Origin of the sequence: Psychrobacter sp. HII-4, assembly GCF_904846595.1 — a bacterium.
GTDB classification, from domain to species: domain Bacteria; phylum Pseudomonadota; class Gammaproteobacteria; order Pseudomonadales; family Moraxellaceae; genus Psychrobacter; species Psychrobacter celer.
Genome location: NZ_CAJHBJ010000026.1, coordinates 1 through 26,939, shown reverse-complemented (window position 1 = coordinate 26,939; position 26,939 = coordinate 1). Strand labels below are relative to the sequence as shown.

Annotated in this window: 14 protein-coding genes; 10 read left to right on the top strand and 4 right to left on the bottom strand. The window is 45.1% G+C overall.

Going from position 1 to position 26,939, the window contains the following annotated elements:
- The first annotated feature begins 270 nt into the window (after positions 1-270).
- The 4 genes from JMX98_RS10770 (at position 271) to JMX98_RS10755 (ending at position 5,306) form a co-directional block, all read left to right on the top strand.
- A complete protein-coding gene (locus JMX98_RS10770) occupies positions 271-1,218 on the top strand; it encodes a DMT family transporter (RefSeq protein ID WP_201586551.1) in 948 nt (315 codons plus the stop codon).
- A gap of 61 nt (positions 1,219-1,279) precedes the next feature.
- A complete protein-coding gene (locus tag JMX98_RS10765) occupies positions 1,280-1,693 on the top strand; it encodes a PaaI family thioesterase (protein WP_100749932.1) in 414 nt (137 codons plus the stop codon).
- 289 nt (positions 1,694-1,982) lie between these two features.
- Positions 1,983-4,343, top strand: a complete 2,361-nt coding sequence (locus tag JMX98_RS10760) for an ATP-binding protein (RefSeq protein ID WP_201586549.1) — start codon at positions 1,983-1,985, stop codon at positions 4,341-4,343.
- A 24-nt stretch (positions 4,344-4,367) separates the two neighbouring features.
- Complete coding sequence (locus JMX98_RS10755; RefSeq protein WP_201586547.1) at positions 4,368-5,306, top strand: response regulator; 939 nt, start codon at positions 4,368-4,370, stop codon at positions 5,304-5,306.
- A gap of 19 nt (positions 5,307-5,325) precedes the next feature.
- Here JMX98_RS10755 and truC read toward each other — a convergent pair whose 3' ends face one another.
- Positions 5,326-6,084: a tRNA pseudouridine(65) synthase TruC gene (gene truC / locus JMX98_RS10750; protein WP_201586545.1), complete on the bottom strand. Its 759-nt coding sequence runs from the start codon at positions 6,082-6,084 to the stop codon at positions 5,326-5,328.
- 619 nt (positions 6,085-6,703) lie between these two features.
- Here truC and JMX98_RS10745 point away from each other — a divergent pair.
- Positions 6,704-9,046, top strand: coding sequence for a FepA family TonB-dependent siderophore receptor (locus JMX98_RS10745; RefSeq protein ID WP_201586537.1), 2,343 nt, complete (start codon positions 6,704-6,706; stop codon positions 9,044-9,046).
- A 193-nt stretch (positions 9,047-9,239) separates the two neighbouring features.
- Here the strand turns inward: JMX98_RS10745 and JMX98_RS10740 are convergent, their stop codons facing one another.
- Positions 9,240-10,262: an alpha/beta hydrolase gene (locus JMX98_RS10740; RefSeq protein WP_201586533.1), complete on the bottom strand. Its 1,023-nt coding sequence runs from the start codon at positions 10,260-10,262 to the stop codon at positions 9,240-9,242.
- Positions 10,263-10,481: 219 nt separating this feature from the next.
- Here JMX98_RS10740 and JMX98_RS10735 point away from each other — a divergent pair, with 219 nt between their 5' ends.
- Positions 10,482-11,246: a hypothetical protein gene (locus JMX98_RS10735; RefSeq protein WP_201586532.1), complete on the top strand. Its 765-nt coding sequence runs from the start codon at positions 10,482-10,484 to the stop codon at positions 11,244-11,246.
- 351 nt (positions 11,247-11,597) lie between these two features.
- Positions 11,598-12,740, top strand: coding sequence for a siderophore-interacting protein (locus JMX98_RS10730; protein ID WP_201586531.1), 1,143 nt, complete (start codon positions 11,598-11,600; stop codon positions 12,738-12,740).
- Here the strand turns inward: JMX98_RS10730 and JMX98_RS14325 are convergent.
- Positions 12,712-12,894, bottom strand: a complete 183-nt coding sequence (locus JMX98_RS14325; RefSeq protein ID WP_201586529.1) for a chlorhexidine efflux transporter — start codon at positions 12,892-12,894, stop codon at positions 12,712-12,714. The two genes, JMX98_RS10730 and JMX98_RS14325, sit on opposite strands and share 29 nt — an antisense overlap.
- Positions 12,895-13,390: 496 nt before the next feature.
- Between JMX98_RS14325 and JMX98_RS10720 the strand changes: the two genes are divergently transcribed.
- Both JMX98_RS10720 and JMX98_RS10715 read left to right on the top strand, forming a co-directional pair.
- Positions 13,391-14,365: an OmpA family protein gene (locus JMX98_RS10720; RefSeq protein WP_201586528.1), complete on the top strand. Its 975-nt coding sequence runs from the start codon at positions 13,391-13,393 to the stop codon at positions 14,363-14,365.
- A 78-nt stretch (positions 14,366-14,443) separates the two neighbouring features.
- Positions 14,444-25,090: an Ig-like domain-containing protein gene (locus JMX98_RS10715; RefSeq protein ID WP_201586527.1), complete on the top strand. Its 10,647-nt coding sequence runs from the start codon at positions 14,444-14,446 to the stop codon at positions 25,088-25,090.
- A 66-nt stretch (positions 25,091-25,156) separates the two neighbouring features.
- On the opposite strand, the gene JMX98_RS10710 is transcribed toward JMX98_RS10715, so the two are convergent.
- Complete coding sequence (locus JMX98_RS10710; protein ID WP_201586526.1) at positions 25,157-25,906, bottom strand: hypothetical protein; 750 nt, start codon at positions 25,904-25,906, stop codon at positions 25,157-25,159.
- A gap of 274 nt (positions 25,907-26,180) precedes the next feature.
- Here JMX98_RS10710 and JMX98_RS10705 point away from each other — a divergent pair, with 274 nt between their 5' ends.
- Positions 26,181-26,852: a TolC family protein gene (locus tag JMX98_RS10705; RefSeq protein ID WP_201586524.1), complete on the top strand. Its 672-nt coding sequence runs from the start codon at positions 26,181-26,183 to the stop codon at positions 26,850-26,852.
- Positions 26,853-26,939 lie beyond the last annotated feature (87 nt).

Below are 26,939 nucleotides of genomic sequence, written 5' to 3'. Positions count from 1 at the left end.
AACCTACTTTAAGAGTAAGGCATGGTGTCTTACTCTTTTTTGCTTTTGATGGCTACGCATGACAGCTGCTTGGTGGATTACCTGATGGAGTCACAAAGATATGTGCTATGGTAGTCGTTCTAAAGCATTATTAATGGGTGAAACATGGATGTTTTCTTATATTGGCAAGGGTTTTACCGCGGCCCTTACGCTGGTGGGGCCAATCATCATCGGAATGAAACCGTATGAGTATGACGACCAACGATAAAATACGATCCGATAGGATAGTCGATGAGCACACGCATGACGCCGCCCATACGTGCGGGTAAAGCAACATGGCTTGTCCCCGTACTGTGTCTGTTGGCGGGTGGAGCACTGATCGGTGTCTCGACCAATGTGGCAAAATATGCAGGAGTGGTGGGGCTGACACCATTGGCGTTTTTGTTTTGGTCGATAGCAGGCGCCGCTCTCATACTGTTGGTGGTGGCTGTGCTTAGGCACGAGTTGCCACCCTTGAGTAAACGCAGCTTTGAGTATTATGTTATCGCCGCTTTGGTCAGTGTGGCGGGGTCTAATTTGTTGCTATTTTCGGCCATTCCTCATGTCGGTGCAGGGTTTGTGGCGCTGATTGTGTCGTTGCCGCCGCTGCTCACTTATCTGGCCGCCCTCACTTTACGCATGGAGCGCTTTGATATCAGTCGTGCGTTTGGCGTGGGGGCTGCGCTACTGGGGGCGGGGGTGCTGGCGGCACACAAATTCTCTGCGCCAGCCACCAGTATGTTTTGGGTATTGATTGCGCTGTGTGGACCAGTGTTGCTGGCAGCTGGTAATATTTACCGCACGTTGCGCTGGCCTACGGGTGCCTCTCCCAATGCGCTAGCACCAGGGATGCTGTTGGCGGCGGCACTGCTGTTATTATTGTGTGCAGCGTTGCCGGGCTTTTCAGTGGCGTTACCGCATACAGGATGGCTACCGATTGCTGTGATTGTCTTACAAGCGTGGCTATTTGCTGGGCAGTTTTTGCTATTGTTTTTATTACAAAAGACGGGTGGCCCAGTGCTGCTTAGCTTATTGGGCGCGGTGGGCGCGGTCGTCGGCGTGCCAATCGCTATTTTTTTGCAAAAAGAGACGCCGCCTGAGGGGTTGTTTTTAGGCGCTTCACTGATTGCGATAGGTGTGGTTTTGGTGACGTGGGGCGGGGTAAGAGTGACGGCGCGAGCAGCAAAAGACAGGGAATAAAACAGCAGTAAGTAAAAAAGTAACTTATAAAGGAATAAGAACAGCTGAACAAGGAGCGTATATGTCGGCAACTAAAGAACAGATCGTCGCCTTTATGGCAGCAGAGTTTCCGCAGACCAAATGCGTGGTCGAGTCGGTAGATGATAAAGGGGCAGTGTTATCACATGATATTGGCATAGATGAGCTGCGCCCAGGTGGGACGGTATCAGGGCCTGTATTGATGAGCATCGCGGATGTGGCAATTTATGTGGCCATCCTCGGTAGGATCGGCATCGTACCTTTGACCGTGACCACCAGTTTGACGATTAATTTTTTGCGAAAACCCTCGTCTGAGGCTCGCATCATAGCGGAGTGTACTCTGATGAAAGTGGGGCGAACCCTGATAGTGGGTGAGGTGTCGCTGTACTCAGAAGGCTCAAGTGATATGGTGGCTCATGTCGTTGGAACGTACTCGGTGCCACCAGCGCTCACATAGTGCGAGTCATACAACAAATCGTTTAAAGTACTATTATCTGAACTACTATCATTTAAAATGCTAGTGAATTAAAGTTTATTATCGTTTTCTAAAAAAGCTCTTAGCGTCACTGCTGAGGGCTTTTTTATTTGTATGGTCTGAATAATAGTAAACACCAGTTTTGTCATCATATTGTCATAACGGCGTCGTATCCTTGTGCTCACGATAAATCGTGGTTGCGTCACACTCATATCTTTAGCTATTTATTGATATGTCGATAGCAGTCAACGCATAGCCATTAGGGATGTTTATGAAGGTTGTTGGTCGGTCTGGCAGTATTTCCACTCGTATCTTGGTTATTTTGGCACTGGCTTTTTTGTTGATTATTTTATTGGTGTACTGGGTCATACAAACCCAAGCCAAACCGCGCATTCTAGCGATGACCTCAGAGATAGTCGTAGAAACCGGCAACGAAGCCATCAATAGCATCATGGCCAGTCTCAATCATGTCGATGGACTGGCCAAAGCCACCAGCACGATGGCAGGCGGTTTGCCAAAACAAGATGACATTTATAAACAAACCTTTGGCAACCTCATGCAGCAGACGGATGCGCGTATCGTGGGCGGCGGTGTGTGGTTTGATCCCAATATGTATGTACAAGGCCGCGAGCGCCAGTCGTTTGTCTGGACGCGAGACACGTCAGGCGTGATGCAGCCATTGACGCGTTATAATCAAGCTCGTCAAACGCCAACTCCGTATTATCGGGACTGGTGGTACATCCCTGCGATGTATGCGCGGCACGACCACTGCGTCTGGAGCCGAGCCTATGTCGATCCTGTGAGCAATCAGCGGGTAATGACCTGTGCCAAGGCGCTGTATGACAGTCGCAATCAGGCGTTTGATGGTGTGGTGAGCTTTAATTTATTGCTGGATAACCTCGGCGCTGCCATGAAAAAGTGGCAAGACAAGCTCGGTGGTTATGTGTTTTTGGTCGATTTGGACAATCGGTTTTTGGCCTTTCCGGAGCAATCGAAGGTCACACAAACGACTGAGAATAATCCGCAAGGTGAGGTAGTCACGGCACGGCAGCTGGCCGCCCAAAGTCCTGGTTTTGCGCCGATTGCGGACAGCTTAGAGCGTATCAATCATCAGCTAATCGATGAAGCACTGGCAAAAGATGAAGGCCGCTTTACACTCGCTGCTCGTAGTATCTTGAGCACCACCAATCTAGACAAGATTAGCGAGCAAGAGTCCAAACTGCTCTCTGCTTTACTGCTATTAAATATCGATCAGACGTTTGCGCTTGTAGACAGCCATTTGGTTGAGACCATCGCTGTGCCCGATGATTTTATATTGCAGCAGCCGGCGACCGCTTTTGTCTTTCGTATGCCGTTTACCTATTGGAAGATGGTCGTCGTCAAGCCTGATAACGATATGATGAGCGTGGCAAATGCGTTGTCTGACAAGCTGATTCAGGCCATGTTGTTGGGTTTTATACCGATCTTGTTATTGACCGCATGGGTGTTTCGTCGCTACTTCACGCGGCCGCTCAAGCGGATGGCCGATGCTGTGGCTGACATGGGTACGCTGATTGAACAAAAACAATATCAGCAGTTAAGCGCGCACAAACTGCCAGCCTCAGCGGTCAGTGAAATCCATGTCATCAGTGAACAAACCAATCAGCTGATCGACCGTATCGTCGAAAACGAAGGCGCACTGGCTGAAATCAATGTCCATCTAGAAAAGCAAGTCGCAGCTCGAACCCAAGACCTACAGCAAGCCATGAATGAGCTAAAAGCCTCACAAGTGCAGCTGGTACGCTCCGAAAAAATGGCCACGCTCGGCCAGATGGTGGCAGGCGTGGCACACGAGGTCAATACCCCGCTTGGCTATGTGCGCAGCAATATGGAATTGGTGGGTGATAATCTTGGGCGTTTTGATGAGCTGATACAGCATACCGAGCAGTTATTGCAGGCCTTAAAAGCGCCAAATACCCCGCCAGAAAGAACCGAGCAACTGATAGCGCAAACCTTACAATGCTGCGAGGCAATCAAAGAAGATGAGGTCAGTGAGGATTTGGCCGATTTGATTAAAGACGGGCTGTACGGCGTCGATCAGATTGCAGAGCTGGTCGTCAGCTTGCGTGATTTTTCTCGAATTGATGAATCTAAAGTAAAAGAAGTCGATATCAATGACTGTATCACCACCTCCCTTGTCATGGCGCGAAACAATCTAAAAAACCTAGACGTCAGCACAGAGCTTGCCGAGCTGCCGTTGATTCAATGCAACCCTTCACAAATCAACCAAGTGTTATTAAACCTATTTAATAATGCCGCTCAAGCCATGCCAGCCGATCGTAAAGGCACATTGCATATTACGTCATCTGTCGATGACACCCAGCAGTACCTAGCCGTGAGTGTCAAAGACAATGGCGTGGGCATCGAGGAGAGCAAGCTGGTACAGATTTTTGAGCCATTTTTTACCACCAAAAAAGCCGGTGAAGGCACAGGCCTAGGGCTGGCTATTAGCGCGCAAATCATGGAGCAGCATCATGGACGTATGGAGGTCAGCTCAGTCGTTGGGGAGGGCACGACGTTTACGCTGCTGCTGCCTGTGCAGTCGACTGCCCATAAGAGTAAATCAGCTCGGGCTTTATTTGAAAATGAATAGACTTAAAACTATAAAGAGAATGACATGCAAAAACCAAAGATTGCCTTTATCGATGATGAGCCGCGCATATTACGCAGTTTAAAGATGCACTTTCGCCAGTCACACGATGTATTTACCACCACCGATGCCGCCGAGCTGATGGCGTATGTCAGCCGCCACGATGTCCAAGTGGTCATCAGTGATCAGCGTATGCCAGATAAGCAAGGGACAGAAGTGCTGCGTGATATTAAAGAAGCGTCACCCAATACCATTCGTATCTTGCTAACAGGCTATGCCGATCTAAACGCGGTGATTGATTCGGTCAATGAAGGCGAGATTTATCGTTATATCACCAAACCTTGGCAAAATGACGAGCTAAAAGACGTCATCAACAAAGCGACAGAGATTGCTCAACAAACACAAGACATAGCCCCGAGTGTTTTTGGGGACACAGCACTGTCTCACTCTGCATACAGTAATGCAGCTGGCAAGCGCCATCTACTGGTATTAGACGATGACGAGCATGTCTATCAGCAAATAAAAAGTCATTTTAAGGGCGCCTATACAGTGAGCTGGGCAAACACGCTGGAGCAGGCAGCAAGCTTATTACAAAAAAAGCGCTTTGGGGTCACCATTGCTGACGCCACGCTCAACGAAGAAAACATCACGCCTGTGGTTTATGCCCTAAAAAACATCCAGCCAGACTTGATGGTGTTGATGCTGACTGAATTTAAAGATGCTCATATGGTGATTGATTTAATCAATAAGGGTCAAGTGTATCGCTGCTTACCACGACCGACCAATTTTTCTATGATGAGTATCAGTTTGGATCGCGCTTTTGATCATCATGAGCGACTACTCCAGCAGCCGATACTGGCGGCGCGCCATCAGGTTGAAGCAGTGCCTGCGTCCGAGGCGTTTGGCTTTTCTGAGAGAATAAAAGGTTTTTTTACCAAAATAAAAAGCTGGCGCATCGGTAAATAGCAGCGAGGGATAACTGTACCTAGTCTGTAATACTCGCTGTCCAAGCAAAGGTCTCTATAATATGCCGCCACTGCTCGTCCAGTCCTGCTTTTAGTAGCAGTGGCTCACCGGTGACAGGATGGCTGAGCGCTAAACTGTGAGCATGCAGTAGCATGCGCGTGCAATCATACTGAGTACGAAAAAATCGATTGTGCCGTCCATCGCCGTGACTGGTATCACCCACGATGGGGTGAAACAAATGCTTCATATGCCGGCGCAATTGATGCTTGCGGCCAGTGATGGGTATTAAGCGCATGAGGCTGTAGCGGCTGGTATTGTGCTTTTTTGATACGGCAAATGGTAGCTCGATCTGTGCTAAGCGTTGCCAATGGGTCACCGCTTCTTGAGCAGGTTTGTCCACATTGGCAAACTTATCGGCGATGGCGTCTGGCTGAAAGCTTAGCGCATGATCAACAAAGCCTTGCTCTGGCATAAAGCCGCGCACCACCGCCAAATACTGCTTAGTTACCTGGCGCGTAGTAAAAGCCTCGGTCAACGTGCGCGCCACGTCCGCACTTTTGGCAAACAATAATACCCCTGACGTCGGCCGATCCAGACGATGTACGGGAAACACATGACAGCCTACGGCATCACGGGTCAGCTGCAGGGCAAAGCGCGTCTCGCCTTTATCCAGCCAGCTGCGATGCACCAATAGCCCCGCCTCTTTATTAATCGCCACCAAAAACTCATCTTCATAAATAATCTCTACTTGGTTGACGTTATCACTTTCGATATTCATGTTTTTTTACCCATACTGTAGAGGCTATCATTATATATCTATTATATATCGGCTGTTTTTATATATAGTCAGGTCAATATAAACAGGATACAGCGAGACTGAGATAAGTTTTACGCAGCACCTGTCGGCGCAGGCACAGCACGCAAGAAAATTTATATCAGTGTAGTGAATATATACAGTGTATCTCTTTTATGTAGTAATGACGATATTGCTTTTTTAGCGTCTCGCTGAAATTGACTGCTACTATCAGACCATTAGCTTCGCAGATCATGCATTTGAGAGTTTTTGGCCACATCACCTGACCATAAGTGTGATCGTTAGATTTATAACTTTATGACACCAGAAAGTAAAGCAAATACTAACGATAATAGTTATCATTATTATTTGCTTTATTTATTGAATGTTGCTAGAGTGTGTACTCTTTATTACTAAGCATCGAGTTGCTCTGTGTCCTCAAGATGCTATGGATATCAATACCGCCTTTATTCTGACGTTATAACGATCAAACACAACCATATCCGTGCTTTGCTGCCACTTACTCACTAGGTTGTTGCTGACCAGCGCTATCAGAAAACATAACAGGTATTGGTAAATACTAAATACTTTAGGATTGTCATTTATGCCAACATCATCACCCTCTTTTGCTTCTGAGCATGTCCTTCATCTATCAAAGCCATTACACGTAGTGACGGGTAAAGCGCTGCTTGGCATGGCGATTGCCTCTATTCTCACTACTACCGCATTCGCAGCTGAGAGCGAGGGTCTTACTGTACAACAAATAGAAGCGCAAGAAGCGGCAGAGCAGCAAGCGATGCCTTCTGTTGAGCTGGATACTATCGTCGTCAAGGCGGCGCGAGAGGAGCTAGAACAAGCGGCGGGGTTGTCTGTCATTAGCGAAGAGGCCATCGAGAAAGCCTCTGTTTCCAATGACATTGCAGAGATCGTGCGCAAAATGCCTGGCGTCAATTTATCTGGTTCCTCAACTTCTGGACAGCGCGGTAATCAGCGTCAAATCGACCTGCGCGGAATGGGTCCGAACAACACGCTTATCTTAATCGATGGTCGTCCTGTCACCTCTCGTAATTCCTCGCGACCGAGCCGTGGTGGTGAGCAAGACACACGTGGTGACTCGCAGTGGGTACCACCAAGTGCTATTGAGCGCATCGAAGTACTGCGAGGGCCAGCAGCAGCGCGCTATGGTTCAGGCAGTATGGGCGGGGTAGTCAATATCATCACCAAGCGCCCGACTGAGTCAGAGTTTTCTATCAGTGGGCACTATGAGACGCCAGAGAGTGACCTAGAAGGCAGCAGCTGGCGTACTAACGTCAATATGGCAGGCCCACTATCAGACAAGCTCTCGTTCCGTACCACGCTTGGCTATCACGACAGTGAAGGCGATGACCCGTATATCAATGCTGACGATGCGGTGATTGTTGATGGGCGTGGTGGCCCTGCACCGTCTATTGCGGCGGGTCGTGAAGGCGTTGAAAATATCGATGCGCGTCAGCTGTTCGAATACGCGATGGATGCGATGAATACGGTCGGTGTTGAGGTCAATTATAGTCGTCAAGAAAACCGCTGGGCAGGTGACTCATTATTCCAATCAGTGAACGAAAACTTGTTAGATGAGTTAGAAGGTGAGACCACCAATAAGATGCAGCGCTACGGCGCGGCGATCACCCATCGCGGTGAGTACGATGACGCTAGTAGTAACAGTTTCGTCGAGTACACTCGGACAATTAATGAGCGCTTGGGTGAAGGTAGTGCGGGTGGTGGCGAAGGTCAGATTGTCATACCTGACGACGGCGAGGATTTTGAATGGGTAGAGGCAACCTACGATACGTTAAATGCCAAATCAGAGTGGGACATCTACTTTGATCGTCATACCTTGACGGCTGGTGCAGAGTTCCGCGGTGAAAAGCTGGATAACCCTGTGGTATCTGATATGACATTTGAGGATGGTTTTGAGTTTGGTGATGTAGAGACCGATCCTGACAAGCGCGATCCGACCTCAGATGCCTACCTCGTTGGTGCTTATTTAGAAGATAACTATGAGATCACGCCTGATTGGTATGTCACGCCAGGCTTACGTTTTGACTATCATAGTGAAGCTGGCAGTAACTGGTCGCCTAGTATCAATACCACTTGGCATTTTAGCCCTGATTGGTCAGTGAAGGCGGGTGTCAGTCGTGCATTTAAAGCGCCATCGCTATACCAGCTTGACCCAAACTACATTTACTACACTCGTGGAAATGGCTGTCCACAATACGTGAAAGATGAAAACAGAGGTGGAGGTTGTCATGTCTTAGGTAATTCTGATCTAGAAAATGAAACTTCTTGGAACAAAGAGCTGACCTTTACTTATGATGATGGTACTGGATTGAATGCTGGCTTGACTTATTACCACAATGCCTATGATAACCGCATTGGCGCTGGTACGGATCGTGTGGCGGTAGATACGGCGACAGATCGTTCTATCTTTCAATGGGACAATCAAGGTGAAGCAATTGTTGAAGGTTTAGAAGGCTTTGTACAAGTACCAGTCACTGACAATGTAAGATGGTCTTCTAATATCACTGGTAACATCCGCTCAGAGCGTAAAGACAATGGCGAGCCATTATCGCTCATTCCTAAGTTCACTGTAAACACGGGTGTCGATTGGGATATCACGCCTCAGTGGAATGCTGGTTTTGATGTGAGCTACTATGGCACGATTGAAGCCCCAACGATTTCAGCGACGACGGGAGATGATAGTGATGACCCGTTGCTTGATCGCGAGCCGTATGCCATTGCTAACGTGAGCACTCGCTATGATTTGACAAACGCGATTACGGTTGGTGCTGGTGTCAAAAACTTATTTGATACGGGTGTTTATCGTGAGGGTACCGCTACGAATGCAGGCGCACGTACCTTTAATGAGCCAGGCCGCGCCTATGTTTTTGATGTGAGTGTTGATTTCTAATTCTTAGATACAGTATTTTCTTTAAGAATAAAAAAGGTCTGAACTAATGGTTCAGACCTTTTTATTTGGGTGATCAATTGTCTCATAATCTTGTAAAAAGTTTCTCTCCCGCCTTGCTTGGGTAACCTAGCGAGGTTTTTCTTATCCAGTAGATAAGGTCAGAGTGCTAAAGTTATCTTGAATAGGCTTAATCTTAGAAGTTCTTTAAGCTCTCTAATAGAGAGGTTGTAAATACCTCTCCATGAGATTGGTTGTAAAACTGATAGCTACAACGCTCCTCAAAGTGTTCACAGACTTCCTTGGCGAATTCTTTTTTACTCATCACAGTAGGCGCTACTACTGGCATAGTGGTCTGCTCTGGAGAGTGACTAAAAGTGAGTCGTATTTGTTTGTGTTTATTATTAGTTATATCTGCAAGTTGCGCTTTAGGAAGATTTTGATATGCCTGCCAATAGTTAATCATCTCTCCATTTTGCCACCAAAGTGATGGATCTGCACTGAAATACTGCTGATAAGCTTCAGGATGCTTGAACAAATTATATAACACAAACAAACCACCGTAAGAGTGTCCCCAAATGGCTTCTTGCTTCGGTTTCTCGCCCAACTGTTCATATACCCACGGCTTTATTTGTTTTTCAATCAACGCATAAAAGTGTGCTGCACCGCCGTTTAATCGCTCTCTACCTTCTTCTTGAAAAGCACCGTTATCTACAGTGTTGGCTAATAATGGTGGGGTATAGTCGTAGGCGCGGGCATCAACATCGAAGCGATAAGGTGTTTGGTAACCTATAAAGACCAAAGTAGGCGCTGATTTTTGTGGTGTAGACTGGGATAATAAGCGCAGCGTATCCTTATCTAAATCATCAATAGCCGCATTACCATCAAGCATATAAAGCACTTTACTAGGAGTTTTTACAGAATTGTTAGAGAGGAGATGATAGGTTGGCTGCTCAGGAATAGCTAACCACACTTGATAATGACGAGGTTTTGCATAGGTTTGCAGCGTTTTCAATTGTGAATCGGTTAAGCTAGAGGAGAATAGTTCTGGTGCAGGTGCACTGAAGGTATGATACACGAAACGATATCCGATATCTTTGGCATGCAATAAGCTCATATCTACGGTCTTGGTCAAGTCAGGTTTAGCATAGCTTGGTGACATCACTACTCCTGCCATGGTTATCGTTATCATTGCAAGGATTCCCTGAGATCTTGACATACTTATCCTTTATTATATTTAGTTTATTGAACGAAGTCTTAGACATAGCGTTGCTTATATTGAAGCTGTAAGAGGATTAACACATGCAATTTATATCACTGATAATTATTGACAATCAGTTACAATATCGTAATAATAATGCATATGATAATCATTATCAATAATAATGCTTTCTAATGGTTCTGTATTTCACAAAAATCCTTCTTATGAGATTAAATTATGTCACGTTCAACTCACTCATGTTTCAGCAAAAACCCATTATCTAAAGTTTGTATTTTATCTATTGCTCTATTATCTTTGGGAGTCGCAGGCTGTCAAAATACGATGTCATCATCGAGCGCAACGCCTTCTAATGCTGTCACCACGGGTCTGATGAAAACGCAAAGCAGCTATGCTGATACTCGTTATTTGACAATTGACGGCAAAGACTATCCTGTTTCTGAAAGCGCTGCTCGAGTAGTCATTAATGAAGCGAAAAATGCACCAGAATTGGTCGCTGATATTTTTGATGGAAAAGGTAAAGTTGCTGTACCAGGTTATAAAGTCATGCTGATGAATCGTACCAGCTCAATTGCAGCTGAAGCACGAGCGCTGGATAATGGCAAAGTGATAGACAATCGCATGATTCACCGCGGCAGTAAGTCGCTCATCGGTATCCCTGTCGTTAATGGACAAGCTCAGCTTAAGCAGGCGCAGTTATTAGACTTTGACATTATTTATGATGATTTGTCTAAAGCAGTGATCAAGGGGGAGGTCGTCAAACCGCGCGGTACGAAGCTGACCAAACCAGACACCGCAGTGACTGATAAAAAAGTGGTTTTGCGCTCACTGACGCTACCCAATATTGCCAGTGGTGAAAGCGCAGGTGGCGGCATTGATTTTGAGGCCAGTGCCTTGATAGATGGCAAAGTGGTCAAGACTGGTGCTAATAGTGCTTTTAATATCTTTTATACCGTGACTAGTGATAATGCTAGAGGGTTTTAGTTGTTGAGTTCTAACTGGTAAGAACAGGCTCTGACTTCACTAGATGAAGCCAGAGTCGTTTCCGTTTAATCGTGATCTGTTTTTAAAACCACCAACAAACCCAATGGGTTATCTACCATGGCTTTAAGTAATTCTCATTTGATTAATAATACCTCCAATCAATCCTCGCATTTCCGACTATCTGCGCTATGCTATTCTGTTTTATCGTTACTTTTTATGCCAGTACCAGCGACTGCTAAATTTTAGAAATAGTCATGGCTTGTTAGGTTACAAGCCTAATAAATGAGGCGCATTGAGTGGATCAAGCGCCTTGTCTTTTTTATAAAACTAATTTTTTATAAAGGGTGCATTATGTCCCAAGTTTTTGATCAACGTTATACAGACAAAGTGCCATTACCCGTGGCGGCTAAAATAAAGTTCATGAACCATGTCAATGATGAACACCAAGATGAGCTGGCTATGTTTGTGGAGGCATTTGCTGACACTAAGCTCAGTAATGATGTAGCGGTTGTGGTGGCAGAGGTTTATAGCGATGGATTATTGCTCGAAGCAGCAGCTCAAAACTCAGAAAGTCTACCAAGTTATAACGCTGAATCGTTGCCTGATGTGGTCAAGCAATTCTTTATTGAATTTGAAAATGTGATTGATGAAACGGTTATTTTGAAGTCGCAATATATCAACCTCTTGCAGGTGGCTTCAAAGAAACTTGGCAAGCTTGCGATAAAACAGCAAGTGCGTTATTTCACTGTGATTGATAGTTATTACGCCAGTCCAAATATGTATCGATTGGTCGTAACTGCGCCTGCTGATTCGCCACTGAATCATGCAGGATATGCTTATCTGTTTGAAATGAATAGTGGCATATCAATCAGTAGTGAATCTGCCAACGCCCCTGATAACGCTCCGGAGAAATTACAGCGCTATTATAGCTTGCGAAAAGCATGGCTAGACGCAGAAACTCAGCAAGTACAAGGCTGGGTGGATACTTATATTCATGGTGATACACCTGGTGGTAATTGGGCGAGAGCGGTTCAAGCAGGAACACAACTTAAAAGTGTACGCGATTATCCAGAAAAAATTGCACATTTAAATGAGGGTCAGTGTCTGCTTATTTGTGACGAAACGTCTATACCAACAGTCGCTAATTTAATAGAAAATTGGCAAAATACGATAGCGCCAATCGTCATTGTCGTCACTAATGATGATGCAGATACGGCTTATCTACAAGATATCGAATTAAGTCAGACATTGGCACAGATTGATAATTTTAAACAAGACAATATAGTACATATTTTGAATACACCTTCTATTGATCTTCCTGATGCTATTGTCTCAGCTATAGATACACGTTTAGAAGACGGCTCTATTCTTATAGAGAAGGTTTGGGGCGCGCTTAGCGCAGCTGATGCTAAAATATTAAGGGGCCAATTAAAGACTAAGTTTGATTTATCTCGCCAAGATATGGTTATGAAAGTGTATTGGCGGGCGTCGTAAAAGGTGAGTATAAGTCGCTCTGTAGGGACATAATAAATTTGGACAGCTTATAATAGATACCCATCATAAACGCGTCCCATAAGCTAATACTTAAATACCACGCAATCATTGGAAAGAACAATAACAGTAGACCATCTTCAAATAAAAAAAGCATGTAACATCCTTAATGGAACTACCTTATTTACTTTTCTTCGTAGATTCATTATGCCGTAGTCGAATAACAGATTATAAAAGCAATTCCATAGTATCGCGATAATCGAACCGATCACGGTGATCGCGGGACTCAGTACTTATCCATTCGCTATACTTCTAGGATGACGGATTCTGGCGTGATTGCTTCTGTTGGTACAACAGGCGACTCTTATAGTTGATATACTCTAAAAATGTCATAGCGCTACTGGGATGAATTTTGCGCAGCCTCTGGGAACGCAGCACGCAAGTAAAGTTTATACCAGTAGCGCGTTTAAATCCATAACAGTTTTACATTCAGCTAACTATATATACTATTAACATTTGTTATATATAAAATGTACTGTATATATGCAAATATAACTATAACTATCAGGGTCGTTGAAAAACAACATATAAATCCATCTGCTTGTTAATTTAAAAATATTACCTATGAAAAAATTGGAAGTCTGGCTAATACTATGAACAAGATACTTAGAAAGAATATAGTTGCTATTATTTTACCAATAACATTGCTTGGTATGCCTTCTTGTGCTGTCATTGGTGGTGCTGATAGTGAAGGCCGTACCCAGCATGTTGATGGCGTTATGTGGAACAATAAAAAAAGTATTGACTTCAAAGAGGTGCTCAAGCAAGAAGTGGCGTCTGATAAGACTCGATTAGTATTTATACGGAAGAACGATAATCATTCTGAGCAAACAAGTACCAATATCTCCATCAACAACAGGTTTCAAGTCAGTTTGCATGCGAACAACTACACGGTGGTGGACTCTTGTGTTGGAATTAATCAGTTGAGTGCTCAGGCGACTGGTTTTAAAAATAATAACTTATTGGCAGATAAGCAAGATTATCAGTTACAAGGTGGTCAAACGTACTTTTTTTATGTCGAAATGGACGGAACAGGCGAGAGCACACTGACGCAGATAACGCCTGACAGTGCATCACCGCTATTAGCAAATAAGTCCTATCAGTCTCATCAAATTAGTCGTGTCGTACCGAATTGTCCAGCACCTGTCGCTGCTATGCCCACTGTGACACCATCTTTAACAGTAGAAAAAGAAACACCAGTGCTAACTGAAAAAGTGACGATTGATCTTGAGGTATTATTTGAGACGGATAAGGCGGTCGTACGGCCAGAGTATTATGCCAAAGTAGCTGAGTTGGCTGAATTTATGACCCAGTACCCTAATACGGTAGTAACCATCGAGGGGCATACTGATAGCCGAGGCAAAGATAGCTATAACCAAGCTTTATCCCAACGTCGTGTTAATGCGGTAAAAGAAGTATTGATCTCGCAGTTTGGAGTCGCAGAAGATCGTTTAACTGCCATTGGTTATGGCGAGTCGCAGCCAAGAGCAAGCAACGACACAGTAGAAGGGAGGCAGCTCAATCGCCGAGTGATTGCTGTGGTTGAAGAAAACCTAGCCAAGTCATAAGCTTTTATCGATTTAGACATCTTGATACATAAGACTGTAAAGTTCTAAAATTTTGATTGAAGAATATAAGAGATAAAAATGAATACGATTATTGTGAAGACAAATGATGCGACTCAAACTATAGATCAAGTACAAGTCGTGACCAAGGACGGTAAGCCTACCATTATTAAAGCTATGGATAAGGTGAATTATGAGTTTCATGATACTGCTATCGGCCGAGCGCCTAACCATATCATCACTAAACGTCTGAAAAATGACTTACATGTTTCATTTGAAGAAGAAGGTCAAGAAAGCGACCTTATTATACAAGGTTTTTACGATAACCCAGACAGTGCGCTACTTGGTATCGCTGAAGATGGAGAATACTATTATTATATTCCAGATACTGGTGAGACCTATGATTATGTGACTCAACTGGAAGTCGGTGATGTCGAGGGTCAGGCGCTCGGTGGTACAGAGTATGTTGCAGTTGTACCTTGGTGGATACCAGCGGCGGCTGGCGTTGGATTGGTTGGTATAGTCGCTGCTAGTAGTAGCAGCTCAAACGATAGTGGTGGTGTCACTCCTCCTGTTAATCAGGCGCCTGTTGCTAACAATGACGAAGTGACCACCGAAAGTGGAACGCCAGTAACAGAGAACATCATTGGCAACGACACCGATCCAAACGGCGACCCATTGACCGTCAAAGACTTCACGGTTGACGGCACTACCTATCAGCCAGGTGATACGGCGACGATCCCAGGCGTTGGTACGATTACCATTACGCCAGAAGGCGAGCTCACCTTCATCCCAGAGAGCAATTACGCAGGTCCAGTACCGCCAGTTGACTACACTGTGACTGATGGTAAGGGTGGAGAAGACACTGGTACGGTGACCTTTATCGATGTGCCAAATGCCCCGCCTGTTGCTAACAATGACGAAGTGACCACCGAAAGTGGAACGCCAGTAACAGAGAACATCATTGGCAACGACACCGATCCAAACGGCGACCCATTGACCGTCAAAGACTTCACGGTTGACGGCACTACCTATCAGCCAGGTGATACGGCGACGATCCCAGGCGTTGGTACGATTACCATTACGCCAGAAGGCGAGCTCACCTTCACCCCAGAGACCAATTACGCAGGTCCAGTACCGCCAGTTGACTACACTGTGACTGATGGTAAGGGTGGAGAAGACACTGGTACGGTGACCTTTATCGATGTGCCAAATGCACCGCCTGTTGCGAACAATGACGAAGTGACCACCGAAAGTGGAACGCCAGTAACAGAGAACATCATTGGCAACGACACCGATCCAAACGGCGACCCACTGACCGTCAAAGACTTCACGGTTGAAGGCACTACCTATCAGCCAGGTGATACGGCGACGATCACAGGCGTTGGTACGATTACCATTACGCCAGAAGGCGAGCTCACCTTCATCCCAGAGAGCAATTACGCAGGTCCAGTACCGCCAGTGGACTACACCGTGACGGATGGTAAAGGTGGAGAAGACACTGGTACGGTGACCTTTATCGATGTGCCAAATGCCCCGCCTGTTGCGAACAATGACGAAGTGACCACCGAAAGTGGAACGCCAGTAACAGAGAACATCATTGGCAACGACACCGATCCAAACGGCGACCCACTGACCGTCAAAGACTTCACGGTTGAAGGCACTACCTATCAGCCAGGTGATACGGCGACGATCCCAGGCGTTGGTACGATTACCATTACGCCAGAAGGCGAGCTCACCTTCACCCCAGAGACCAATTACGCAGGTCCAGTACCGCCAGTTGACTACACTGTGACTGATGGTAAGGGCGGCGAAGACACTGGTACGGTGACCTTTATCGATGTGCCAAATGCACCGCCTGTTGCTGAAGACGATGTCGTAAAAGGTGAAACAGGTCAGCCTGTCACTATCGACGTAGTTGCAAATGATATTGATCCTGAAAACGACTTAGACCCTACCAGTGTCAAGCTGATCGATCCTACCACAGGTGATGAAGTCAATGGTATCACTATGCCTGGCGAAGGTGAGTGGATAGTTGATCCTACGACTGGCAAAGTCACTTTTATACCAGAGTCAGGTTTTAGCAATGATCCCACACCTATTGAATATGTTGTTTCTGATAATGCTGGATTAAAATCTAACGAGGCGAGTATCACGGTTGATTATCCACAAAATTCACCAATTGCTGAAAACGATATAGTCGAAGGTGAAACAGGTCAGCCTGTCATCATTGACGTAGTAGCAAATGACAGTGACCCTGAAAAAGATCTAGATCCAACGAGCGTTAAGCTAATCGACCCTGTTACGGGCGATGAAATCACCAGTTTAGTCGTAAATGGTGAAGGCATCTGGGAAGTGAACAGTACAACTGGCAAAGTCACCTTTACTCCAGAGTTAGGTTTTAATAATGACCCAACGCCTATTAATTATATAGTATCTGATAAAACGGGTTTAAAATCTAACGAAGCAACTATTACAGTCGATTATCCAGCAGTGGTGAGCATCACAGGCACGACCAGCTTGAATGAAACCGCTGCTGATGGCAGTACCAATGAAGCGACTTATACCGTAAGTATTAGCAACCCAAGTACGGAAGATACGGTGATTGAAGTCACCATTAGTGATGGCAGCACCGAAGGTTCCGCTGACTATACCGCACCTGTCACCCAGCTTGTGACTATCCCAGCGGGTCAAACGACGGTTGATGTCAAAGTACCGATTGTGGATGACAATCTGTCTGAAGGCCCCGAGGACTTTACCGTTACCGTGACGGATATCACCTCAAACAACGCCACCATTGGTCCTGATGACAGCGTCAACACCACCATCTATGATGATGGCACCACCGATGGCACCACCCCGGTTGATCCTAACGATCCTACGCTAGGAGATGACACCCCAGTGGTGAGCATCACAGGCACGACCAGCTTAAATGAAACGGCCGCAGATGGCAGTGCCAATGAGGCGACTTATAGTGTCAGCATCAGCAATCCAAGTACGACAGATACGGTGATTGAAGTCACCATTAGTGATGGCAGCACCGAAGGCTCAGCGGACTATACCGCGCCTGTCACCCAGCTTGTGACTATCCCAGCGGGTCAAACGACGGTTGATGTCAAAGTACCGATTGTGGATGACAATCTGTCTGAAGGCCCCGAGGACTTTACCGTTACCGTGACGGATATCACCTCAAACAACGCCACCATTGGTCCTGATGACAGCGTCAACACCACCATCTATGATGATGGCACCACCGATGGCACCACCCCGGTTGATCCTAACGATCCTACGCTAGGAGATGACACCCCAGTGGTGAGCATCACAGGCACGACCAGCTTAAATGAAACGGCCGCAGATGGCAGTGCCAATGAGGCGACTTATAGTGTCAGCATCAGCAATCCAAGTACGGAATCTATTACAGTATTGGTTGATATAGGTGGCGGTACTGCAACTGGTGGCGGTGTTGATTACACAGCACCGACCACACAAGCGGTCACTTTTGCACCTGGTGATACGACAGCCACCATTAAAGTACCTATTATTGATGATGATATTTTTGAGAGTGGTTTAGGGCCTGAAGATTTTAATGTCACAATTACTAGCGTAATTGCTGGCACGGCCACAATTGGTAGTTCCAATACCGTAAATACCAAAATCTATGATGATGGTACTACTGATGGCAGCACCCCGGTTGATCCTAATGATCCAACGGTGGGTGATGATAACCTAACCCCACAAGCCAGACCTAATACAGAGACACTAACAGAAGACTCAGGCTCATATACGGTCACAGATAATGTTCTAAGTGACGACGACCTAGGCAACACTCCAACCCAAAGCTTCACTTGGGGCAATGAAACCGCCAGCTATGGCAGTATCACTAAAAATGTTGATGGTACATACAGTTATACATTAAACAATAATGATGCAGCGGTTCAAGCGTTAGGGTTAAAAAGTGACGGAACTTCCGAGACGTTAACTGAAACTTTCACCTATAGCTTCACTGATCAAGATGGCGAGACTGCAAGCTCCACGCTAACTATTACCATCAAAGGTACCAATGATCGACCAGTAATTACCAATGGTGCAAGTGCCAATGGCACTATTGCCACAGCTGCTGACATCATAGAGCAAATTGATAACTCAACAATTACTCGCAGCGGCGTTATCAACTTCACTGATATAGACGCAAGCGATAAACCTACTGTCAGTGCAGTAGGTTGGGAGGCGAATGAGTTTATTTATGATGATACCAACAACAGTACCTTTACAACTGCTAACCCATTGACGGATGCGCAGAAGCAAGCCTTATCAGATATATTTACGACAACTAATGATACTAATAGCTTTACTCAAGGCACCTGGAACATCAACGCCACATCAACCGCACTCGACTTCCTCCCCGAAGGCGAAACCATCACCATCCGCTACGCGGTACAAGTTGATGACGGCAATAACATCACCATAGCTGGCGGTGGTAACGAGATCAGCAGCAGTGAAATCCGTTACGTTGAAGTTACTGTAACGGGTACTAACGACGGCATTGTCTTAGTAAACGATGTTGTAAGTACGCGAGAAGATACCACCTTAAAAGGTAATATATTTGACAATGATAGCGATGATCCAGATTTTGGTCAGGCATTAACCGTAGAGAGCTATGATGTATTAGGTATGACAGCAATAGCTCCTGGTACAACGACTACATTGAGACCAGACGGCACTAACGCCATTGGTAGCATTACTGTCAATAGTGATGGTAGTTATACCTTTGTACCTGCCGCCAACTATAGTGGTAGCGTGCCTGTGATTACGGCCCATGTGACAAATGGCTTAGCACCGAGCGATCCGTCTTATTCTGCAGGATCGGAGACTTTAACGATAACGGTCAACCCAGTATCTGATGCGCCAATACTTGCTGCCAATAAAACCGTAATAACTCAAGAGGATACCACTGTTGCTTTAGGCCTTGTATCACCTATTGTGAGAGACAGAACAGACCTTGATACCTCAAGTACCAGTAATGATACTCCTGAGCGTATTGGACTGGTGAGCTTAACGGGTTTCCGTGCGGGTACAGTGCTAGATTATGGTGGTGCAAACCCTGTGACTATTACTAGTAATAACCAAACGGTTAGAATTGAGCTTAGCAATGTAAGTACAGTGAACAACCCACCGGGTAAAAACTCAAGCACTATCACCATGACCAAAGAGCAGTTTGAGTCAATGAAGCTCACACCGCCAAAAGATGATGCTACCAACATGAGCATCAAAATGGCGGTGACAGAGTATGAAGTAAATAGTGGTGGTACTATATTGACAGGAGTTGCTGGAAAATCTGCTAGCACTACCGTTATTGTTGATGTCAAAGCCGTCACTGATACCAGTGGCAATAATCAAAGTGGCGATGACTTTAGCGAGTTTGGCTATCAATCTGGTACAGCCCTTAATAGTGATGAAGAGTATGAAGCCACAGTTGCAGAAGGCGATACTGTCATCTTGCCGATAACGACGAGCTTCGGTGACTTATTCTATAGCAGCAATGATGATAGAGAAAACTATGGTTTTGTCATTACAGGTCTTGCTGAAGGCACCGTAGTTATATTTGAGTACGTTGATGATGATGGTCAAACTCAAACAATAGAAAGCGATCCTGCTGGAATTGACGGTCAAGCGCTGATAGGTATGGATACAGATCCAGATACTGGTGCATTTATTCCTAACTTATCAGTATTTGATACCAGCACCGCTCAGCCAACCATGAGTATCAAAACGAATAAATATAATTCGAAGGATATGAAGGTAGAAGTCACGCTTTATACCAAAGACAATGATGCTGACTCACCTACTGCTAATCTAACTGTCGAAGAAATCGCTACCGTCAAAGTAGACCTAACCGTCACCCCAGTTGCTGGTCAAGTTGAGCTTGATAATCAAGGTGTCACAACCAAAGAAGACACAGCTGTCACCCTTGATAAATTTGGCTTTAGAGTGCTGGATGATAAGGATGGCGCTGGTGCGGAGGTTATTACAAAGATAGAGTTTGTTTTACCAGAAGGCTGGTCTTATGCTGATGGTGATGACAGTAATAATAATATAGATGGTGCTACGGCAACTGGCGACACAACTATTACTATTAATGTAAGTGGAACAACTGATTTAAGTGACTTCTCTATCACTCCACCAGCGCATTCGTCATTAGATGCAGACTTTACCTTTACCGTTACTACCCAAGATACTGATGATGATGGCGGTAATACAACCACTGGAACGCCAGACAACACATTCACCCAAACCGTTGTCGTCACCCCAGTTGCAGAAGTAGTTGAGACTGATACTGATGGGGATCTAGCAAATGATCTAACCATCAATCCAGACTACACTTACACCACCAACGCAAATGAAGATGCCGCATTTGATCTTAATAGTGATGGATTTGACCTAAAAGGCTATTGGAACAACCAAGACGCCTCTGAACAAACTTTTGCACATATGACCTTTGGTTATAATGATGCAAATGGTTTCCAATCGGTTGAAGGGGCAGTATTTAAGTACAATGACGGAACAAAGGATATTAAGTTAACCGACAACGGCAATGGTGTCGATATTCCGATGGAGTACCTAAAAACCGTCACCGTAACCCCACCGCAAGATTATAGTGACTTTAACCTTGCTAGCGGTGCCGAGACAGCAGTAAAAGTCGAGGCCAAAACAGTCGATGTTGACGAAGATGGTGGCGCAACAGATACAGCCACCAGTGGCGAAAGTTACTTAACCTTTGAGGTAAAAGGCGTAGCCGATCCAGCAACCTTAGCGGTTGATCCTGCTAGGGGTTTTGAAGATCAGGCGATAACCGGTGGTAATAATCGTGATACTGCTGCGGATATGAGAGCTGAATCTGAAGGAGGGGATGTCATTCCTAACGCTGGCATCCCACTCAATATCCGTCCAAGTTCGCGTGATAATGACGGCTCTGAGACGTATGATGTCACTATATCGGATATACCAGCAGGTGTGCAGCTGTATCAAGATAACAATGGTACAGTAACACTGTTAGATACCAGCAGTGGTTCAGTCACTATAGCTGATTATACCAAAATAGTAGATAACTTATACTTTGTCCCTGCTGAGAACTTTAGCGGCACGGTAATCCTAAAAGTACAGGCAAAGAGCAAAGAAGATGGAATTACGGGCACCCCAAGCCCTATGCTTAACCTACCTGTCAAAGTCATTGGCAAGGCAGACTTAATAACCAATGACGACTTAGAAACCGACACAGTTACCATCGATAGTGTGGATTACACACATAACTACATCACTGACGAGGCAACGCTAGACAGTACAGGCAACCATCAGATTGCTTTATCCAGCGTATTTGCTAGTGTTGCGGATATCGAGGCATATGATGGTGACAGCCCAGCTGCTGAGCAGATTGTCTATCGGGTAGAAGACTTACCTGCTGGTTTTAACTTAACTGGTGCAGGGGTTACTTTCTTAGGTGGCAGTGGTTCTGATCGAGTATGGTCAGTGACTCTAGAGGCGCTACAGAATAATACCGCGAAATTAAACACACCAGATAACTTCGCTGGTGAAATTAACTTTACCATCACGGGTACCACGACAGAGACCAAATCTGGTGACAGTGTGACTCATGATACCAAAGACGTTTCTATTCTAGTGACCCCTGATGCTGCCGATGGCAATATGAGCAATCCTCAAGTCGTTGCCACTGAAGACTTGTGGGCGACAATTGACTTTGAATCAGCATTTACAACCACAGATCAAGGCGGTTTAACTGAAGGTCAAGAAGTGCTTGAGAGTATCACGCTATCAGCAACTGATCTAATGGCTAAAGACGTCATATTACGTGTTGACGGTACTGAAGTGGACTTAACATCTAACCCACCACCAACTTTGACATTTACGCCCGATCAGACAATCGAGATTATGTACGATGACGATAAACGTCATAGCGATGATGATGTCAGCATAGACTTTGACTACACTTATACTGACACCGCTAAATTGACTGATAATTCAGAGATTAAGGAGTCCACTTCAGGTAGTGCTACTGTTAATGTGACCTTCCAAGCGGTTACTGATCAGCCGAGTATGATTTTGAATGTAAACGATGGCACTATTGATAATAGCGGTAATGACAATACGGCGTCTGTCACCGTATCTATATCTTCAGCTGATCAAGACGGCTCAGAGAGCTTTACTCGTCTAGAAGTGACTGATGTGCCTGATGGTCTCAATGTGCAAGGCGGTATCTTATCAAATGGCGTTTGGTACGTTGATGTCCCTAATGATCCAGCTATTACCGACACTACAGCGACTTATGAGCTAGTGCTTGAGCGTAATGATAGTACGGTTAATATACCAGAAGGCAGTTTCAATATTACAGTGACGGGTGTCACTCAAGATATCAATGGTCAAGGCACTGATGGTAGTGAAGCGCGTGTAACCAAGAGCTTTGAGATCGCAATAGATAGGACAGGTGGCGGTGAGGATCCTACCCAGCCTAACTTGATAGATAGCTTTACTAGCAAGGCAGTCATACCTTCGCAGGTAGAAGATATCAGCTTTACTCTAGGTGATATATTGGACGCTACCTTGAACCCAGCTACCGCTAATACAGTTAGTGCTTATACTTTTTCCTTGACTGATCTGCCAGTCGGCACTGAGGTATCTACTGATAATCCAGCTATAAGCGTGCAGCAGATTGGCGGTAAATGGATCATCAGTGTGGATGATGCAAGTAGCCTCAGTCCAGAAGATGCTCTTGATGCAGTGACAGTGACTCCGCCGAAAGATTTTAGTACCAACGTGACGGGTGGCAGTCAGGATCTTACCTTTAATACCAACTTTACTGCGTTGGATAAAGATGGTGGCGAGGAACGAGTGCAGGTTGACGACGTCAAGGTTGAGATCAAGCCAGTTACGGATCCGATAGACAATGATGGTAAAACCACTATAGTCGATACGGATGAGGACACCAAAGTAGAAATTGAGATCGACTTAACCAACACGGCTGACGGTAATAATGTTGAGATTATTGATAACAAGCTGTATCTGCAGCTAGATGAGTCTGGTTTAACGACTGATAATGGCACTAGCGGAAAACTAACGGATGACAATGGTAACGATTTGACGCTTGTAACATTGGCAGATGGTGACGTTGCTGATATTCCAGCTGGTGATTATTATATCGTAGATGTAGGCACGCCTATTTTTTATGAGCCTGCCGAAAATGAGGACGGCACGGCAACGGTTGATGTCTATGCCGCTCATAAAGAGAGTCATAATATCAGCGGACATGACAGTGGTACAAAGACTTATAAGCACAGTTATGACGTCACAGTCGAGTCGCAGCCAGACAATCTAAGTATTACTGATAAGAGTGATCAATCAACAACCACTGCTAGCGGTAATGAAGATACTATGATTGCTATCGACTATAAGATTGCGACTATCGATAAAGACAATACTGATGCCGCTACTGCCATCACCTTAGACAATATCCCTAATGGTTATCTGGTCTACTATACTGATGCTAATGGCAATCCCGTCTTGGCAAGTAACAATGGTAATTCTGGTGGTAATAACTCATGGTCTATTGACGCCTCCAAACTGGGTGATACTAATACTGGCGAAACGTCAAATATATTCATCATGCCACCGGAAAACGTTAGTGGTATCGTGTCTGGTATCGAGATGAAAGTGGTCAATGACAGCGGGATGATCAGTGATCCGCTAGAGATTGATCTTGAAGTCAAACCAGTCGCTGATGGGGTAGCTGCTAATCCTTCTACTGTTCTTGGTAGTCAGGGTAAGTGGACCACGCTGAATCTAAACGCAACTATGCAAGATACGGATGGTAGTGAGACCGTTAATATAGTTGTCACTGGTAATGGTATGAGCTTAACCGATGATGTCTTACGCTTTAGAGTGAAGAGTACAGGTGAAATGTTGACTGCCGTGTGGGATGATGCCGCTAACAGCTACACCATAACGGGTATCACCCCTGAGCAAATCAATGACCTGCAAATTCAGTCATCCATACCGTTAAAAGGAGATCTGGACTTTGCGCTTAGTACGACCGATAAAGCTACAGGTATGGCTGACAGTGTGTCAGATGAAGTAACAGAATCAGCATCTATTGATATCGCCTTTACGCCAATATTTGTAGGCACTGCCGAAAACGATATCGTAGATGCTTCTGACCAGTCTGTCGCTGTGAATTATAAAGGCGGCGCAGGTGATGACATCTTAACGGGTGGTAGTGGCAATGACTTCCTTAATGGTGGTACAGGTGCTAATACGCTGATAGGCGGTGCAGGTAACGATAAAATCGTATTCTCTGCAGACAATCTATTGATGGATGGTGGTGACGGCATCGACACCTTGTTAGTAGATACTAGTATTGACTTTAGTGGCTTTGATAGTAGCGTGATTGATAATATGGAAGTGATTGATATGACGGGTAATGGGGCACAGTCATTGACTAACCTTACTACCAGTGATGTCATTGAGATGACCGATAGTAACAACACGCTGTTTATCAATGGCAGCAATGCTGATAGTGTGGAGCTGTCTGGTAATGATTGGACAAATACCAATACAACCACTACCCAAAACGGTAACACTTATGAGGTTTACAGCTTTAGTGATACGAACGGCAGTTATAATGTGATGATTGACACTGATATCAATACCACAGTGATATAACGCAAAACATATCAGCAATAGCAATATCCAAAAAGCCATACCTGCGATGGCTTTTTTGTTACCTATCTAGTTGTTCGCTGATTCATCTAGTGAGGTGATAGGCGTGATAGGATAGTCGGGCGTCATCATCTCATCAGCGGGGCTGGCAAGTGTAGGCGGCTCTATAGGCTGGTTGGCTTGTTGCGCATCGATTTGCTGTTGATTGCGTTGCTTGACCTCATTGATCAGCTTGGAGAGTTGTTCGCTGTCTTTGTCAATATCTGCATTTAGCTGCTGAGTTTCTTTGGTTTGCTGCAGTCGATATCCAGACAGATTTTGTTGCTCACCATTGACAGCTCTGTTATTGATAGTCGTCACTGAAAGATCATCATTGTCATCGCTATCCTTGCTCAAAGAGCTGCGGCTTGTCTCTATAACAGACGGCTCTTGTGACGAAGGGGGCTTTTGGGATGGTGTATGCTCTTGCGGTTTATGGTTTTGGGTCGCAGTATTGTTGTTCGATACGGGGGCTGCTGATGCGGTAGGTTCTGTATTTGCGCTCACTTTAGCGGTAAAAACCTCTGTATCATCAACTGTGACCTGATCAACCGCTATTTGATCAATTGTGATTTTAGTGTCTTCTGATATCATAGGTTTGCTGGTAATAGGCTGGTTTTTATTTATTAAGGCTTGCGATTCAGACGTTTTTTTGTGGTCGAATACGGTAAAATAGACAACGATTGCTAGCAAAACATGCAGTAATAGAGCCAATACGATGGTTAGGATTGGCTGATCTTTTGGTTTGCTCGTTGGCGTAGGCGCTGAAGGGTGAGGCATAGGGTAATCCATATGTTGACGCTGAGGGCTCAAAACTTTTTAATAAACGCTTCAATACGTCTTTAAGCATTGATAATCATCACGATGAACTTTGTTATTATCTAAAAAACAATAGCAGCAAAGAAGCCATAATATCATGTTGCACTTTTATTTTTATCCCGATCAATTCCAAGCAATGATCAAAAAGCCAATGTTTAAAAGGTGCTTTATCATAAAAAAACTACGTCATAGCTTATCACCTTTGGTATCGACAACCGCAATAGGTATGTTACTGATGACGCTATCAAGTGCGGCATTTGCCAATGCTGATACGCATATTAATACATTGATTGACCAAGCGATTGAAACCCATCCTCTCGTTGGTTCGGCACGTGCTGAGCAGCAGGCGACGACAGAGAGTATCCGTGCTGCCAAGCTCAACTTGCTACCAGCACCGACATTGTCATCAGGCTATGATCGTGACGATGGCATGATCTCTCGGTTTCAGCTACGGCAGTCATTATGGACGGGTGGCAAGCTTACTGCCAACGTCAATCAAGCACTTTTTGATGATAAAGCAGCCACAGAGTATATTTACGAGCAACAGAATCAAGTCGCCAAAACCACCATTGAGGCATGGCAAAGCTATATCACTGCTGTGTCTAAGCAGCAAGTCTATTATGATAATCTGCAACTGTTGATAGAGTTTGAGGAAATGATGCAGCGCCGAGTCAATCAAGGTGTATCGGCGCGTATCGAGATGGATTTAGTAACCAATCGCATCTTACAAGAGCAAAACTCGTATCAAGCAGCAGTAGAGCAGCAGCGTATTGCTATCGCTCGATTAGAGCAAATCACTGGTCGTAAGCTGTCAGCAGCTGATCTGCCAGTGCCGAATATCGGTGAGCTTGTTAGCTATGCCAAAGGCTATAGTCTAATCCAAATAAAACCGATACAATCCTATTAACAATTGCATTTAATGAAATGAACCATGACTTATTCAATAGACTATCGCAAACAGGTACTTTTTAGCATCGCTGATGGTATGACCATA

What these genes read in the sequence shown, in the direction of transcription:
- JMX98_RS10770 (WP_201586551.1), top strand. Translation starts at nt 271, where the DNA reads ATGAGCACACGCATGACGCCGCCCATACGTGCGGGTAAAGCAACATGG.
- JMX98_RS10765 (WP_100749932.1), top strand. Translation starts at nt 1,280, where the DNA reads ATGTCGGCAACTAAAGAACAGATCGTCGCCTTTATGGCAGCAGAGTTT.
- JMX98_RS10760 (WP_201586549.1), top strand. Translation starts at nt 1,983, where the DNA reads ATGAAGGTTGTTGGTCGGTCTGGCAGTATTTCCACTCGTATCTTGGTT.
- JMX98_RS10755 (WP_201586547.1), top strand. Translation starts at nt 4,368, where the DNA reads ATGCAAAAACCAAAGATTGCCTTTATCGATGATGAGCCGCGCATATTA.
- truC (WP_201586545.1), bottom strand. Translation starts at nt 6,084, where the DNA reads ATGAATATCGAAAGTGATAACGTCAACCAAGTAGAGATTATTTATGAA.
- JMX98_RS10745 (WP_201586537.1), top strand. Translation starts at nt 6,704, where the DNA reads ATGCCAACATCATCACCCTCTTTTGCTTCTGAGCATGTCCTTCATCTA.
- JMX98_RS10740 (WP_201586533.1), bottom strand. Translation starts at nt 10,262, where the DNA reads ATGTCAAGATCTCAGGGAATCCTTGCAATGATAACGATAACCATGGCA.
- JMX98_RS10735 (WP_201586532.1), top strand. Translation starts at nt 10,482, where the DNA reads ATGTCACGTTCAACTCACTCATGTTTCAGCAAAAACCCATTATCTAAA.
- JMX98_RS10730 (WP_201586531.1), top strand. Translation starts at nt 11,598, where the DNA reads ATGTCCCAAGTTTTTGATCAACGTTATACAGACAAAGTGCCATTACCC.
- JMX98_RS14325 (WP_201586529.1), bottom strand. Translation starts at nt 12,894, where the DNA reads ATGCTTTTTTTATTTGAAGATGGTCTACTGTTATTGTTCTTTCCAATG.
- JMX98_RS10720 (WP_201586528.1), top strand. Translation starts at nt 13,391, where the DNA reads ATGAACAAGATACTTAGAAAGAATATAGTTGCTATTATTTTACCAATA.
- JMX98_RS10715 (WP_201586527.1), top strand. Translation starts at nt 14,444, where the DNA reads ATGAATACGATTATTGTGAAGACAAATGATGCGACTCAAACTATAGAT.
- JMX98_RS10710 (WP_201586526.1), bottom strand. Translation starts at nt 25,906, where the DNA reads ATGCCTCACCCTTCAGCGCCTACGCCAACGAGCAAACCAAAAGATCAG.
- JMX98_RS10705 (WP_201586524.1), top strand. Translation starts at nt 26,181, where the DNA reads ATGACGCTATCAAGTGCGGCATTTGCCAATGCTGATACGCATATTAAT.